The sequence below is a fragment of the Spirosoma flavus genome (genome assembly GCF_054778555.1).
Genome location: NZ_BAAGZL010000001.1, coordinates 208774 through 225181 on the forward strand (window position 1 = coordinate 208774; position 16408 = coordinate 225181).

The 16408-nt window shown below is 48.0% G+C and carries 8 protein-coding genes; 5 read left to right on the forward strand and 3 right to left on the reverse strand.

What is annotated here, in order from left to right:
- Window positions 1-299: 299 nt before the first annotated feature.
- Window positions 300-3260 (forward strand): FAD-binding and (Fe-S)-binding domain-containing protein, encoded by a 2961-nt coding sequence (locus ACYVF1_RS00840; RefSeq protein ID WP_461074642.1) that lies wholly within the window; start codon window positions 300-302, stop codon window positions 3258-3260.
- A gap of 116 nt (window positions 3261-3376) precedes the next feature.
- Here ACYVF1_RS00840 and ACYVF1_RS00845 read toward each other — a convergent pair whose 3' ends face one another.
- The gene (locus ACYVF1_RS00845) at window positions 3377-8863 is read right to left on the reverse strand and encodes an alpha-2-macroglobulin family protein (RefSeq protein WP_461074644.1); all 5487 of its coding nucleotides are present in this window, start codon (window positions 8861-8863) and stop codon (window positions 3377-3379) included.
- A 150-nt stretch (window positions 8864-9013) separates the two neighbouring features.
- The gene (pbpC, locus tag ACYVF1_RS00850; protein ID WP_461074646.1) at window positions 9014-11335 is read right to left on the reverse strand and encodes a penicillin-binding protein 1C; all 2322 of its coding nucleotides are present in this window, start codon (window positions 11333-11335) and stop codon (window positions 9014-9016) included.
- 180 nt (window positions 11336-11515) lie between these two features.
- Between pbpC and ACYVF1_RS00855 the strand changes: the two genes are divergently transcribed.
- Window positions 11516-12910: an MBL fold metallo-hydrolase RNA specificity domain-containing protein gene (locus ACYVF1_RS00855; protein ID WP_461074648.1), complete on the forward strand. Its 1395-nt coding sequence runs from the start codon at window positions 11516-11518 to the stop codon at window positions 12908-12910.
- 77 nt (window positions 12911-12987) lie between these two features.
- Here the strand turns inward: ACYVF1_RS00855 and ACYVF1_RS00860 are convergent, their stop codons facing one another.
- Window positions 12988-13200: a hypothetical protein gene (locus tag ACYVF1_RS00860; protein WP_461074650.1), complete on the reverse strand. Its 213-nt coding sequence runs from the start codon at window positions 13198-13200 to the stop codon at window positions 12988-12990.
- A gap of 170 nt (window positions 13201-13370) precedes the next feature.
- Between ACYVF1_RS00860 and ACYVF1_RS00865 the strand changes: the two genes are divergently transcribed.
- From ACYVF1_RS00865 to ACYVF1_RS00875, 3 genes are all read left to right on the forward strand, one after another.
- The gene (locus tag ACYVF1_RS00865; protein ID WP_461074652.1) at window positions 13371-14777 is read left to right on the forward strand and encodes a BatD family protein; all 1407 of its coding nucleotides are present in this window, start codon (window positions 13371-13373) and stop codon (window positions 14775-14777) included.
- Window positions 14778-14798: 21 nt separating this feature from the next.
- Window positions 14799-15485, forward strand: coding sequence for an NUDIX hydrolase (locus ACYVF1_RS00870; RefSeq protein ID WP_461074654.1), 687 nt, complete (start codon window positions 14799-14801; stop codon window positions 15483-15485).
- Between the two features lie 287 nt (window positions 15486-15772).
- Window positions 15773-16369: an RNA polymerase sigma factor gene (locus ACYVF1_RS00875; protein WP_461074656.1), complete on the forward strand. Its 597-nt coding sequence runs from the start codon at window positions 15773-15775 to the stop codon at window positions 16367-16369.
- The last annotated feature ends 39 nt before the right edge of the window (window positions 16370-16408 follow it).

Genomic DNA, 16408 nt, shown 5'->3' on the forward strand with positions numbered 1-16408 from the left:
CATCATGTTATTACCAAAATACAAGAATACCTAGGTTAAAATCTGGTAAGTAGGCGTCAATATTGAGTCATAATATTTGTTAATAAGCATGTAAAAAATTGTCTTTTTTCTTGTGTGAAAAATTTAAATGATAAAACATTGTTTTGATTGTCAACTAGTTAACCTATAAATTTTTATAATTATTCTAATATATTTCATTTTAGCTTTAAATCACTTTTGCCAAAATTTTGTAGCTAAATACACCTATTTTTGTATCATATTTTTTATTGCCAGCCTCTGCCAGGTGTTTTACAAAATCTATGAGAGCAGAATCATTAAAAAAACTAGCCAGTCAATTAGCTGGAGATGTCTTTGACGATAATACGTATCGCACCCTTTACGCCACAGATGCTTCTGCTTATCGGGAAATGCCTGCTGCCGTAGTTATCCCTAAAACGCTGGATGATTTAAAAACTCTAGTTGCTTTTGCTCAGGAGCATAAAACGTCACTTATTCCCCGAACGGCTGGTACGTCGCTGGCTGGCCAGGTAGTAGGTAGCGGTATTGTCGTCGACGTTTCTAGGTATTTTACGAAGATTCTGGAAGTCAACCCCGAGGAGCGTTGGGTACGGGTGCAGCCGGGCGTTGTACGCGATGAACTGAATCAGTTTCTGAAGCCTTACGGGCTTTATTTTGGCCCCGAAACGTCGACTGCTAATCGCGCTATGATTGGCGGAATGGTCGGTAATAATTCATGTGGTTCTAACTCTGTCGTGTATCGGGCCACACGTGAACACACGATTTCCGTCAAAGCTTTATTATCTGACGGTTCAGAAGTTGAGTTTGGGCCAACAAGCGGCTGGGATTTCACAAAGCAGGTGAGTGAGGCCAGCCGCAAAAATGGCTCTGCTACGTTGGCCGACAAGATTCTGCTGAAAACAAACGCCATTTTATCAAATCCGGCCAATCAGGAAGAGATTCGTAAGAATTTCCCGAAAAAGACAATTGAACGACGTAACACGGGGTATGCGCTTGATACGTTGCTCGAAATGGCGCCCTTTACCGCTGAGGGTGAGCCATTTAATATGGCCAAATTTATTGCGGGCTCGGAAGGTACGCTCTGTTTCCTGACCGAAATCAAACTCAATCTGGTACCACTGCCCCCAAAAGAAAGTGGACTAGTTTGCGTACACTGTCATTCCATTGATGAAGCCCTGCGTGCTACGTTGGTTGCGTTGAAATACAAGCCCTACGCCGTTGAACTCATCGACGATATCATTCTGGAGCGAGCCGATACAAATCCAGAACAACGCAAAAACAGCTTCTTTGTCCAGAAAACGCCTACCGACCACTTTCCAATCATCCTGGTTGTTGATCTCTCTCGTGATACGCGTGCTGAGATTGAAGAACTTACAGCCGCTATGGTTGCCGACATGCAGGCCGCTGGCATGGGATACCATTACCCGTTGTTGTTCGGTGAAGATTCCAAAAAAATCTGGACGCTACGTAAGGCTGGACTTGGTTTGTTAGGAAACCTGCCCGGCGACGAAAAAGCGGTGGCCGTTATTGAAGATACCGCTGTTGACGTAGCTGATTTGCCTGAATTTATTCGGGAATTCAATGAGATTTTGCAGAAGAATAACATGCACGCCGTTCACTACGCGCATGCGGGTTCGGGTGAGCTGCATTTACGGCCAATCATTAATCTGAAAACGGAAGAAGGCCACCGGCAATACCGGCTTATTGCGGAGGAAATTGCTACGTTGGTTAAAAAATTCGATGGTTCGTTATCGGGTGAACACGGCGACGGGCGACTACGGGGTGAGTTTATTCCGCAAATGGTGGGCGCGCACAATTATGAGTTGATGCGGGAAATCAAGCATACCTGGGACCCAAACGGCATTTTCAATCCGGGTAAAATCGTCGAAACGCCACCAATGGATACGTTTCTGCGGTATGAAGCGGGTCAGCAAACGCCAGCCTTCCAGACGTATTTTCGCTACAAAGACCAGACTGTATTGCAGCACGCCGAGCAATGCAACGGCTCCGGCGATTGTCGAAAAACAGAGGCTTCTGGCGGAACCATGTGCCCCAGCTATATGGCTACCCGTAACGAAAAAGATACAACTCGGGCACGGGCCAATATTTTGCGGGAAATGCTGACGCGTTCTCCGAAGGAAAATCGCTTTGACCATCAGGAAATTAAGGAAGTATACGATTTGTGCCTGTCGTGCAAAGCCTGTAAAAGCGAGTGCCCGTCGAACGTCGACGTAGCAAAGCTCAAAGCCGAGTTTTTACAGCATTATCATGACGCGAATGGCGTGCCGATACGGTCGCGGCTCGTTGCCAATTTCGCCCGGCTATCGAACATCGCTTCGTTGGTTCCCTGGGTCTGGAACGGCGTGTTAGGCACGCCTGCCCTTCGACGCATCGCCAACCGCATAGTTGGTTTCCACCCCGAACGTAGCATGCCGTCGATGGGTAGTACTACGTTGAAGCGCTGGGCAGACCGTAGACAGCAAAAGGCAAAGCCTGCTACGTCCCAAACCACACGTCCGCTGCTCCTCTTCTGTGACGAGTTTACGAATTTCAACGACGTAGAAGTTGGACAGAAAGCCATTCAATTGTTTGAGCGATTGGGTTATGAAGTTATCATCCCTGAACATGGCGAAAGTGGACGGGCGGCTCTTTCAAAAGGCATGTTAAAATACGCAAAAACGCTGGCTGAACGTAACGTGAAACTATTGAAGGACGTAGTAACCGCCGATACGCCACTGGTAGGTCTGGAACCATCGGCCATTCTGACGTTTCGTGACGAGTACCCTGATTTGGTGGATGAGTCGCTGGTTACTGATGCAAAACGTATCGCCGAGAACGTATTGACATTTGAAGAGTTTGTGGCTCGCGAAATGGAAGCCGGTCGTATTCGAACGGATCAGTTTACGACTGATAGCCGACTCGTAAAACTGCATAGCCATTGCCAGCAGAAAGCAGTTTCGTCGCAGGTGCCCGGAAAAAAGGCGTTGTCTTTGCCTAAAAACTATAACGTTCAATTGATTCCATCGGGTTGTTGCGGCATGGCGGGTTCATTTGGCTACGAAGCGGAGCATTACGACGTATCGATGAAAGTGGGTGAGTTAGTTCTCTTCCCAACCGTGCGCCAGCAACCCGACGACGTATTGATTGCGGCACCCGGTACGTCCTGTCGTCATCAGATCAAAGACGGTACGCATCGAATTGCCAAACACCCCGCCGAGATATTATTTGAAGCGCTGATTTAACGTAACGATAATCGGAGATGTCTTTGTCCTGCTGAGGTATTAGTTAAAAACGGGCTCAGAAAGCGTATGACACCGCTTTCTGAGCCCGTTTGCTATTGTTACGGATCGCTTATTTCCTACCGAATCGTTACTATGCCAGCACCGTTATAACTCCGAATTTCGCCGTTATACATCGCATCGGCTGAAACAGGACCGAGCACAAAACGACCTTTTGAAATGGCCCGGGCCAGATAATAGAACGTTTTCGGAGTCCCCGTTGCGGTGGTATAGAAATTAATACGGTCGTCGCGCAGGTCGAGATGGTCAGGTGTGCTAGGCTTTTTAATCCAGGGCATATCGCGTTGCTCATTCAGACGTGGATTTTCAACTTCCAAGCCCGCAGGTAGTAAATCCGTAACCACTACGTTTTCTACATCCAGTCCGGTCGCGGTTTCTACAGTGACTTTAATCACCACCAAATCATTCTGGCGAATATCGGTAGCCGGTTGTCCATCGCGAGTCAGATAGTCCCGCCGAACGATAAGGCCGTTATCCTCTTCCGTAATTTTACCGCTGCTCGGTATGCCTTCGCTCTGAGCGAAATAATACACATTGCCCGAACCCTGCGTATTGAGCTGAAGCGGCTGATTAACAGGTAGACGCTTCACATTTAAGAAAGCGTTGCTCATCGTTCCCAACGATTTTCCACCCGCCAACAACGTAGCAGTAGCCGTACTATTGGCATTTTGCCGTGCTAGCTTACCCAACGACAGAAAAGCAAAAGCAGCTTCCTGCGTATTGACGTAAGCCGCCTGACGTATCGCCGTCGATAATTGTCGAGCGAGAACAGGTATCTGTAAATTATCCTTGTCGGTGTCCACCAGCGCGTCCAGTACGAGTGCCATGTTACGTAACGGCGACGCATAACTGCCGCCCGATTGTCGCCCGGTCGTGTTATCGACGTAGCGTTTCGGCAGCAAAGCAGTGTAGCTGCGCGTATCGCCAAGCCGGAAGAACGTAGCAGCCAGCAGGTAGCGACTATCCTGCGTGAGCAGTTTCACATTTTGCTTGTAGTAGTTCATCGCCGACCGATTCGGTTTGCCCGCGCCTGCCAATACGTAGAGGGCATACAAACTGGTACGGCTGGCTACTTTCTGAACAGTACGTCCGCCGGCTTCATCGAAAATGTAAGCATTTTCGGTAGCGGGTGTACTGGTCAACGTAGTAAGATAGTCCACGGCCGAACTCAACACCGACGACCGAACCGCGAAACCAGCTTCCTGCGCTTCGGTCAGGAAATGAACGGCGTAGGCGCTGGCCCAATCGTCCACAAGATTCCGCGAACTACCATCCTGTGTAGCTGTGATCATGCCCGGCCACATGGTGAAACCGCCCCCCGGCACCTGTAAGCCTTCAACCTTTTGAATAGCTTCCCGAACGTTGGTAGCTGGATTGAAATCACTATCGCCCGCCCGAACGAAGTACGTATTGGCCGAAAGCTGCTTGGTCAAATCGGCGAAATAAATTTGCGGGAACGCTTTCGAGATCGTCTGCTCAATGCACCCGTGCGGATAGCCTAACAAATACGACAACTCACGCCCATACTGCGTCACCGGCGACCGACTGAGCGTCATGCTGGCCCGCGACGTACCGGGTAGGAAATTATTCCCTGCCAACGTAATGGCTTGATTTTTACCGCCAGCCACCACGCCCGATTGCGTCAATTTTTGCAGTGATGCCGCCGGACGTACCGTTACGTCGGTTTTCTCCGTAAACGTCTCACCGAGTCCATTCACCGAAATAGTTACCGCGCCAGCGCCAATGGCCTGTTTGGCCGAAATCCGGAACGTAGTGCGGCTTTCGCGCCCCGGTTGAATCGTCACCTGTTTCGTGCTGATGCTGTCGGCCATTAGTGGGCCAGTCAGGTTCAATTTGGCTGTGACGGTAGCAACTTTTTTGGTTGTATTGCTCAAGTTTACTGGTAATTCGAGTTGATCACCCGGAGTCAGGAAGCGGGGGACGCCTGTGCTAATGACAATCGGATCGGCCACTTTCATATTGGTGTTGGCCGATCCGAAACTGTTGTCTTTGTAAGCAACGGCCATCACGCGTAAATCGCCCGAAAACTGTGGGATATCTATTGTGAATTCAGCTTCGCCATCCATACCCGTATCCAGAATGCCGCTCCATAAGGCCACCAACCGTACGCGTCCGTTGCTGAGCGGATTCACACGCCGTTCCAGATCGTAACCGTCACCACCTACGCTGGATGAAGATTTAAGCGACAATTCGGGATAAAGCAGCGCGTACAGATCGTGACTACCCACTTCCAGCGCGCGTTTCTGATAGAAAAATCCGTGTGGATCAGGCGTTTTGAAATTTTTTAATTGGAGAATTCCCTCATCCACCACGGCCACCGTTACCTGCGCGTTACGTGCCGTTTTCACCTGAATCGTCTGCCTGGTTTTCGAGCGCGATTGCGTCGTGGCCGTGATCGTTACTGGAATCTTGGTGTCGTCGTCTTGTACGGCCAGGGGAGTGAAACCATGTGCTACGGTCAGTGGCAGGTTTGTATCATCCATCGCCCGGATGAGCGTAGCCGTTACGTATACGTTGGGCAAATGTTCGTCTCCAACCGAAAAACTCCACTCCGCCGATTTATTGCTGGTCGTAAGCCACTGATATTCCAGTACTCGGTTGCGCTCAATCGTTACTAATAGTTTACCATCGAAAGGTGCCTTAAACAGTACTTTTGCTTTATCACCCGTCTGGTAAACGGGTTTGTCGAGCGTCATCAAAACCTGCCCCTCCTGACTCACATCGAACGACGAAGCCGACGTACTGCCGTAACCATATGCATAAAAATTAGTGGCCGCGTAATTAGTAGCTTCGGGTCGGCGGGTGCGGATTTCGTATTCACCCGAAACCGTCGGAACGTAGCGGAAACCAGCTTTCCCGTCTTTAAACGATAACGTATTAGTATAAACCGATTTCTCCCGTTTGCGTGTCGTGTACTTAATCTGGTTGTCTTTTTTCTCAATAACCGTCTGATAATCATAACGTATCACTTCTACGTTCACCGTTGCCGATGGACGTAGCGCGCCAGTTGGGTCAACGGCTACCAGATCGGCAGCAATGGGAGCGTTGGTCGTTACGTAGCGGTCGGGCAGGCGAATGCCAAAAAACGTTTCCTGCGTACGCACGTCGAACCGCCGAAGGCGATTGACCGGACGCCCGTTTTCGTCGAAAACAGTAACAAATAGTTTGCCTTCCAGCATACCAATGTCCTGATACAGCGCCGGAAGTTCAAATCGTTCGGTGGCTTGACCGTTGGCGTTGGTACGTCCCTGTCGCAAATCTTTCGGGAACGCATCTTTGGCATCGGCGGAGAGGTTCGGTATGTCAAAATCGTATTCCTCGAAACCTTTGGGGGCAAATGCTTTACGTTTTAGTTGCAGCTCAATTTCATAGGAACGGTCGGCGGCCGGTGGCCCGAATAAATTCATCGCCGTTGCCGAAATGGTCAGCGTTTGGCCCGATTTATACGTAGTGCGGTCGGTTGCTACGTCGACTTTGATCCGGTCGGGAATAAATTCCTCCACGCTCACCGGCTGTGACGTAAGCAGTACTTTATTGGCGTTCAGGACTTCGATGGTATACGTACCGGTTACGGCCGCCGGGTCGAGTGCTACGTCGGTTTCGACGGCTCCCTGTGCGTTGGTCGTTTTGCGAAGCGCCCGATATTCATGGCCGTTGGGCATCAGGATACGTATTAGCACCGGAATTTCGCCCACGCTTTTCCAGCTCTGCGAGCGTATCACCGTATTAAAATGAATCGTTTCGCCGGGGCGGTAAATATCACGGTCCCCATATACGAAGGCATCGAAACCAGATTCATTGTCACGTTTTCCTTCCACCTCAAAACGCGACGTTTCGACTTCAGTATCGGGCAAAAACAGAATGTTGAAATCATCGTCGGTACGTGCCGTGAGCATCGCAACTTTGAAACCGGGAGCCTTTTCGCTTACTTTTTCAAACTTCACGAAGCCGCTGCCGTCGGTTTTCAGCGTAAATACCGACTGATTGTTGCTACTGACGAGCGTTACGTCGACGCCCTGAATCGGTTCCGCCGTTCGAATGGAATTTGCCCAGACTAGTACCTCGTCTTTGGTTTGGCGGGCTACTAGGCCAATGTCGGATAAAGAAACTAACTGATTGGCTTGTAAGTACGCTTCGTCTTTCGAGTCAACTGTTACCAGATACACCCCCCGAAAATTGTTGTTCTGTTCTGGAAGCAAAAGGTTCAGCGCCGAAACCCCTTTGACTTTAGGTAGATCAGCTGTCTCAACGGTTTTGTTGACTATTACGTCACTCAAGTCGCCCTGTCCATCGTCCCCGTAACTGTACGCTCCCGACGGCCCCCAATTGCCTGAAGCGTCTTCCTTATACTCTTCATAGCGATTAGAGCGAAAATAATTCAGGATGTTGTTTTCGTAAACCTTGGCAATTTTCACCTGCACTTTCGGTACGTTGACAATATTCAGCCCAACGTTACGTGCTCCTTTTGAAGACAAGTACAAACCTTTCTTGGCCGCAAATTGAATACTGGCGGGCATTTTGCCGAAAAACAAATCCCGGGTTATGGCTTCGCTCAATTTCGTGTTTAGTACTCCGCGAATCTGGTCCGTTAAAGTAAGAACATACGTATCGGTTTCGTTGAAATCGCCCCGGATGATGAAACCGTTTTCGGTTAGTTCGGCCGTTGTTTCGACCTCTGGCTGAATCGTATAATACTGCGCCAGATTGCCAGGTTGAAGCTCCTGAGTCGTTATCACCCGAACAACGCCCTGATTGTTTTCATAACTAGTCACTACGTCTGCTACGTCGACTTGATAGCGCGATGGCAACGTACCGTTTTCTTCAATAACTTTCTGACTTACGTAGGCTGTTTTAGGCACTTTCAGCCCTTTGTCGATTTTGAGTGCCAGAGGTTGTTCACTTTTCTCGGCGGGGGCGTTGGTCAGGGCCAGCGTTACGGTGCTTTGCGCATCGCTTTGAATCGTTTGGGTCGTCAGCGTTTTATCTTCCGAAGTGACCGCCAATTTACCTGACACTTCGGACGAATTCACCGGATAATTGAAATTGAGCCGGACTTTCGCCACAGGCTGTCCATTTTCGCGCGAACGCGCCCACCAGCTTTCGGTCGAAGCCAGTTGCAGGTAAGGCGTATGAAAGGTAATGTCGTCGCCCGACACTTTTAAATCTTTCTGGGTCGATTCTTTTAACAATTCGTCGGTGAGTTCGGCCCGGTAGTTAGTAGCGGGATCGAAGGCGACGGCGGGCGAGAAAACCAGTTCATTAGGTGCCGACCATTTGAATTTTCCCCGCATGGCCGGTTTAAAACGAACGTACTGAGTCGAATCCCACTCATCTAGACCATTCTCAGGGCCGACGTTTTTGTTGAACGTAAATGTCAGATTCTGTGTCTGTTGCACTTCATCATCGAAGTTGCGGCCAACAACAGTAACTTCGTTGAATGAAAGGCGCGAACAACCGAGTAATACGAGTAAGGGGAATCCAAAGGCAAGTAGCAGGCGTCGAAATAACTGTGGGTTTATGTGCATGGAGGTACAAGTGAGAAGCCGAATATAGACGAAAATTCCGATTCAAAATTGTGGAGAATATTACTGAACTTATTGATCGGCGTAAGGACGTATTAACCGGTAATAAAGGTCTAAATTCTTTACTGTCAAAAAGATAGATCACGTATCTGATTACTCGCTTTTTATCACCACGTGCAGATCGCTGTGACGCCCCTTGTCGTCGGCGCAGGAGATCTTCAAAGTGCCCGGTCGTGGCCGAAAAAACACAGTTTGGGTAGGTTGAGCTTTGGTAAATAACTTATCGTTCAGGTACCAGTAAACTTCCTGGACATCATTGGCCGCCTGGCAGCCGAGCTCCATCTCTGCGGGTTGTTTCGGATTGATAAAATATTCGCTGCCTTCATTTAGGCTGGTAATCAGCGGGCCTTGGCTGCCGCCAAAAATGCGTTCACAGGCCGGATTATGAAGAGGAATTCGCTCGAATGGAACATGACTGCTCTGGTAAAATGCTGCTACTTCGGGTGCTAGATTCGGGTACGATCGACGTACCGCACCCGAATCTGGTCGGCAGTGCGCGCAGTAGGAAATTGTACCGGCGGCATTTGTAAAAACGGCCTTTCGGTGCTGACAACGCCGATATCGGGAAACGCCCATAATAAAATAATCAGTCACTGGATTGGGGCAAAACTCACCCGGTACGTCGCCTGTTTCGGGACAAATGAGCCGCGAACTCAACTGCGTAGCTGCCACCCCTCTCGGATTACGGAACCAGCCGTTTGAAGAGTTGTCATCCAGCGCATTAAACAATTGAAATAACAACGGCGTAGCGGTATTGGCGCCACTTAGCTCGGCCACGCCCGTTCCCGAAAAATTTCCGACCCAAACGCCAATCGTATACCGCTGATTATAGCCAATGCTCCAGGCATCCCGTCGTCCGTAAGACGTACCAGTTTTCCAGGCGATACGGGGTAAGTGATAACTGTTATCAAAATTGTTTGGTAAATCGGGCCGCGTGATTTGCGTGAGGGTGTGCGTAACGAGATAAGCCGCTGCGGGCGAAAGAACGGAAATTCCAGCCTGTTTTTTGGATGACGTTGCGGTGACATCCTTTCGGAATTGCAACGGCTTTACTTCACCATTGTTAGCAAAACCAACGTAGAGCCGGGTCATTTCTTCCAACGTAACGCCACAGCCACCCAAAATCATCGAAAGGCCAAGATCTTTAGCCTGCTTTTTTATGGTTGAAAAACCGGCGCGCCGGAGTGTAGAAATGAACGGAGTTACGCCAATATCGTGAAGCAGCGCCACGGCTGGCAGGTTTAATGAATTCGCCAGCGCGAACTCGGTAGTAACGGGGCCGTTGAACCGTCGGTCATAGTTGTCGGGTTCGTAGCCAGCGAAATTGGTTGGTACGTCGGCGAGTTTGGTTTTTGGGGTAATAATTCCCGCGTCGAAGGAAAGTCCATATAACAATGGCTTCAGCGCACTCCCCGGCGAACGTATCGCCCGCACACCGTCGACCTGACCGCCGTCATACACATCGTTGAAGTTTGCCGAACCAACGTAGCTAACCACTTCCTGCGTCTGATTATCCACAACCAGTACGGCCGCATTGTGGACACCCATCGCCCGAATCCGATTCGCGTAATTTTGAACAATCTGCTCCGCCGTAGCCTGCACCGCTGGACGTAGCGTAGCACTAATCACTGGTTCGCCGGGGTAGCTGGCCCGAAGACGACGCGCCAAATGCGGAGCCAGTTGTGGAGCCGCCCGCCGACGTACTGTCAACGGTTCGTTGATAGCGTCGTCAATAGTTGTCGGGTCGAAAAGATTTGCCGCCCGGAAGCGAGCCAGCCATCTATTACGTTCCTGCACAACAAGAGCGTTACGTACTCCCAGTCGCAAACTCGACGGACGGTTTGGGATGATTGTCAACGTAGTAAGCTCAGCCAAACTTAACAAAACGGGCGGTTTTCCGAAATAAAGCAACGAGGCCGATTTGAGTCCTTCAATGTTGCTGCCATACGGAATCAGGTTGAGGTACAATTGCAGAATTTCATCTTTGGAATAATGCAGTTCCAACTGGATGGCACGTAGTAACTCAATAAATTTACTCCCATAGGTACGTTCGCGCGGTTCCAGCAAACGTACCGTCTGCATCGTAATGGTCGATGCTCCCGACGTACGACGTCCCTTGAGCAGATTACGGAACGTAGCACGTAGCATCGCTACCGGATTGAAACCCAGGTGATACCGGAAATATTTGTCTTCTTTGAAGAGAATAGCATCGCGAAGGGTGGGGGTAATTTCGTCTAACTCAGCGTACATCCGCCATTTATCGTCACGGCTTAAGAAAGCGTGAAGTATAGTGCCATTGTTGGCGGTGATAACTGTCGAATAAGGGATATGGGTTGGGGGAGGAAAGAAAAAATCGAGTGCAAAACCAATCAATCCGATGCCAATCAGCGTTTTAACCAAACGTGATTTCCACATCCGATTGATTATACGACGAACGTTTCTCAATATTGACCCTTGCATGGCTGCAAGTAATGAAAAATGTGTAATCAAAAATAGCTAGCCGTGGGGTCACTTATTGGTCGGTTGCTTTTAGCCGATAGCATTCAAATAAGCCATTCAACAAAACCCGACCGGCTCGCCGGTAAACGTTAAACGATGACTATTCAATTTTTCGGCGCTGCCCGTACTGTTACCGGCAGTAAGCATTTACTCACTACCGCTAGCGGCAAACAAATTCTTCTCGACTGCGGCCTGTTTCAAGGCATCAATACCGACGAACTGAATCAGCAATTTGGTTTTGATCCGGCACAGGTCGACTATATGGTACTTTCGCATGCCCATATTGACCATACTGGGCTGATTCCCCGATTAGTACGTAAAGGCTTTGAGGGGCCAATTTACACTACGTCGGCTACCATCGACCTGTGTAAAATTATGCTGATGGATAGCGCTCGCATTCAAGTGCGCGATCTCGAACGGGTAAATGAGCGTAGAACGCGTCGGGGTGAACCTGAGCTCGAAGCTCTGTATGACGAAGACGACGTACAAAAAGCGCTCGACCAAATGCGGCCTGTTGAGTATAGCCAAAAGTTTGTCATCTGCGACGAAGTAACGGGGATGTTGACCGACGCCGGGCATTTGCTGGGCAGCGCTTCTGTAAGCCTGACCATCAAGGAAAATGGGGCTGAGAAAAAGCTGTTTTTCAGTGGCGATATTGGTCGCCCCGACGACAAAATACTACGTTCTCCCGACCCGTTTCCACAAGCCGATTTCATCATCTGCGAATCGACTTACGGCGACCGGCTGCACGAAGCCGAACCCGATATGAAAGCGCATTTACTACGTATTGTGCAGAAAACCTGTGTTCAAAACCGCGGAAAACTCATTATTCCAGCCTTCGCTGTCGACCGGACGCAGGAATTGATTTACGCGCTCGATCAACTGTCGAGTGAAGGTAAATTGCCGATTTTGCCGGTTTATATCGATAGTCCAATGGCCGTACTGGCGACCGACGTCATGCGCGACCACGAGGAGGATTTCAACCCGAGTATTTTGAGTTACATCAAAAAGGACGGCGATGCGTTTAACTTCCCGAACCTGCACTACGTTACGGACGTAGCAGATTCGAAAGCCATCAACGATAGCAAAGAACCGTGCATTATCATTTCGGCTTCGGGTATGGCCGAGGCCGGACGTATCAAGCATCACATTAAAAACAACATTACAAAACCTAACACAACGATTTTATTGGTTGGTTATGCGTCTCCCACAAGTTTGGGTGGTGCGTTAAAACGGGGTGACAAAGAAGTAACAATTTTTGGCGAACGTTACCCAGTAATTGCACGTATTGAAACAATGGATTCTTTCTCAGCCCATGGCGATTATAAAGAAATGCTTCATTTTTTGAGCTGTCAGGACGCTACGAAAGTGAAAACCGTTTTTCTCGTTCATGGCGAGTACGAAAAGCAGCTTATTTGGAAAGAACATCTGCACAGTGCAGGTTTTCAACACATTGAGATTCCGGCAATGGGAGAGAAGGTAGTGATGTGAGTCAATTGTCGCTGCTATTAATTACAAACAAAAAGCCCCGGCTTTGCAACCGGGGCTCGTTTTATAGCTTAGCAGCGTCAGGTGAATCGCAAACGTGGCACGCGCGTGAAGCAACGGTTTAATACGACCCGGTACATTTTGCCAAACTGAGCGTAACACCAACGTTTTAACTGCTTTATTTCTTTAGGGATAAGTAATTTAATCGCCTTGATTAGTTCTTTCTCAAAGAGGCCTTTGTCAAAACTCACCTTCTGAAGGATGGTTTTGATGTACTCGAGCATAGAAAGCATAAACTAGGATTTTTTTTGGTTAGAGAAACCTGGGGATAATTAAATAGGTTGAGTGGTTCGTTCTTAGTGTGATTGTTTATTTCGTAACGATTTGTAGCCTGTTTTGTTGCTCAAAATTAGTAATGTTTCTTGTAATATTCCGCAAAACATTTGTATTATATTTTTTTAATGTGCTTGTGGTCATAGCGCAAGTAACTGATAATGTTCCGTCTATTGAATTAGGCAGTACTACTTTTCCGATTGAGCGGCCCTTTGCGATTTCGGTTATTATTCCCAACAGCGAGACCCGTGCCACAGTAAATTTTCCCGACATCGACGGTTTCACTAAAAAAGGAATTTTAACCAGTACTACGACTAGTGAAGTAGGTGGCGATAATGTAGTATCTCAGATTATTACACAGAATTACCAAGCCCGCGCTCCTGGACGATATCGGTTGCCCCCGTTTAAAATTACGGTTAATGACAAGACCGTTGAATCGGAGGGTGCAACCCTAATTGTGCAACCAGCCACGGGTACACAAAGCGCCGGTAATACTCAACTGACTACCGAAAATATCACGCCAACCGGAGCGGCTTTTCTGTCGTTACGTACATCCAGAAACTCGATTTATTCGGGAGAAGGCGTAGCGATGACTTTATCGTTTTTTGTGGCTGATAATTACCCGTATATACTCAATTTTGTGGCGCTTGACCGGCAATTGCAGGTAATCACCAAAAAAATCCGTCCAGCCAACGCCTGGGAGGAAAACTTGCCTATAAACGATTTGAAACCGATTCAGGTAACGATTAAAGGGAAGAAATTCAGGGAATTCCGGCTCTATCAATCCGTCTTTTTTCCGCTTTCCAATCAGTCACTGCGTATACCGTCGGTGTCATTGCAATTGGCTCGCCCACGCCCGGTTATCGGGCCACCGTCGGCAAATACCGACATGGTTTCGTTCACCAGCAAACCCGTTCTTGTTTCCGTGAAAACGTTGCCCAAACATCCGCTACGTGGTCGAGTACCGGTTGGCGAGTTTCGGCTGGAGGAGAGTCTGGAACGGCAGCACATGACGATCGGAAAAAGTGTCCGTTATGCCTTTACCATTACGGGCGAAGGCAACATTGCTACGTTATCGGCACCGGCTCTTATAAATACAAACGCGGAACTCGATATTTTTCCGCCCGAGGAGCGGCATACGATCAACCATAACGGTAATCAAATAACTGGACAGAAGACGTTTACGTATTTCTTGGTACCGCACCAGAATGGTTCGTTGCCGCTGGCTGATCGCTTTCAATGGATTTACTTCGATCCGAAAAAAGCCCGCTACGATACGTTGCTGCCTCAGTATCGATTACAGATAGGTGGTGGAAACGTAGCAGCTTCGGGAAAGGACGTTTCGTCAACGAACGTAGCAGGTATAAACGGGGAAGCTGCCCCGGCAGTTGCCTCCGGAAATTCGCTGTACGCTGGTATCGAAACGATGGATAGTACGGATCAGTCGATAAGCATTTCGACAATGATACGAGCTATTGCGAATGTGCTGATTGTATTAATGTTACTGGGGATGATTGTTGTATTTTTTAAGAAATAAATGCTGGTTAGCGAATCATCTATGTTAGATCAGTACAAGCAGCAGCATCCTTATTTGTTAGCCCTTGATTCGATTATATTCGGCTTCGATGGTGAAAGTTTAAAGGTGTTACTGGTGAAACGGGGTGTTGAAGACCAAACCTGGTCATTAATGGGAGGATGGCTGCAACCTAACGAGGGGCTCGAACAGGCAGCGGCCCGTATTCTGTTTGAGCTAACCGGACTTACGGATGTTTACCTGGAGCAGTTATATGCATTTGGCGATCCTCAGCGTGACCCTATTGCGCGCACCATTTCTGTTGCTTATTTCTCGCTGGTGAAAGTGGCCGATTATGAATCCCGGATTTCCGAAATGTTTCAGGCTCGCTGGTTTTCTATTTACGACTTACCTACGTTGCTTTTCGACCACGGCGATATGGTCAATCTGGCCATTAAGCGGCTACGTTATAAAGCAGCACAGCATCCAATTGGCTTTGAGCTGTTGCCGCAGAAGTTCACTATTCCGCAGTTGAAAAAGCTCTATGACGCTATCTACAATACTAATTTCGATAAGCGGAATTTCAGTCGGAAGATTCTCTCTACGAATTTGCTGATCAAACTAGACGAGAAGCAAAAAGGCTTTTCGAGACGTGGGGCTTACTATTATCAGGTTGACGTAGTCAGATATAAGCAGGAAACAGACTCCTTCCTGAATTTTATTCCTACCTAAACAGATTGCCACGTCCGCTCCTGACTTATTAATTTAATCTGTTTTCATCTGAAAAATTGTAGTCTGTTCATCCCAAAAATATTTGTATTAATCATTGACATTTAAGAAATGAGTGTCAATTTTACACTAATTGTCCCTAAATTTTTCGTTATTTATTAGCGATTAAATATTTGTTCAGATAAGTACGTCTCTGTTCGGCGATTTACTGTTATTAAGGTGATAATTGAATAATTCGGGAAAATTTTATAATTTTTAATTTTTATAAGCATACGTCATAAGCGTATTTTATGACTTATCAACCACATGATCAGCTGTTATGGCAAGCCTATCGCGCTGGTGATAAACAGGCATTAGGCTTACTAGTTGAACGCTATTATGGCGCGCTGAAGCACTATGGCCTAAAGTTTATGGTGGAAGAAGCGGTGGTTGAGGACTGTATCCAGGAGTTATTCTTACAGCTCTGGCAGAACCGTTTACAGATCAATGAAACGGAGTCCATCAAACATTACCTGCTCAAATCAATACGTCACCACATCTTACAATATCTACGTACTCAGAAACGACTGAGATACGAAGAACTGGATTGGGATACATCGGTGGCTACAGATATTGACTCAGAGACGCTACTGATACGTCAGGAATCATTAGTTAATATGACGAAAATGGTTCAGGATCAGTTGGCGGCACTACCGGCCCGTGAGCGGGAAGCATTATACCTTCGTTATTATGAAGATCTATCTATACCGGAGATTGCCGAAGTAATGAACGTAAACCGTCAGTCGGTATCTAATTTTCTTCAGAAAGCGCTCAGTAAGCTTCGGACGCGTTGGCTAGTACACACAATACTAGCGATTTGCATTTTTTTTCAAAAAAATTTCCTTTAAGAAGGGTATTAGTGAAACAATACTTCATACTATCAATAA

Excerpts from the sequence above, each read along its gene's own strand:
- ACYVF1_RS00840 (WP_461074642.1), top strand. The coding sequence starts at position 300 with ATGAGAGCAGAATCATTAAAAAAACTAGCCAGTCAATTAGCTGGAGAT.
- ACYVF1_RS00845 (WP_461074644.1), bottom strand. The coding sequence starts at position 8,863 with ATGCACATAAACCCACAGTTATTTCGACGCCTGCTACTTGCCTTTGGA.
- pbpC (WP_461074646.1), bottom strand. The coding sequence starts at position 11,335 with ATGTGGAAATCACGTTTGGTTAAAACGCTGATTGGCATCGGATTGATT.
- ACYVF1_RS00855 (WP_461074648.1), top strand. The coding sequence starts at position 11,516 with ATGACTATTCAATTTTTCGGCGCTGCCCGTACTGTTACCGGCAGTAAG.
- ACYVF1_RS00860 (WP_461074650.1), bottom strand. The coding sequence starts at position 13,200 with ATGCTTTCTATGCTCGAGTACATCAAAACCATCCTTCAGAAGGTGAGT.
- ACYVF1_RS00870 (WP_461074654.1), top strand. The coding sequence starts at position 14,799 with ATGTTAGATCAGTACAAGCAGCAGCATCCTTATTTGTTAGCCCTTGAT.
- ACYVF1_RS00875 (WP_461074656.1), top strand. The coding sequence starts at position 15,773 with ATGACTTATCAACCACATGATCAGCTGTTATGGCAAGCCTATCGCGCT.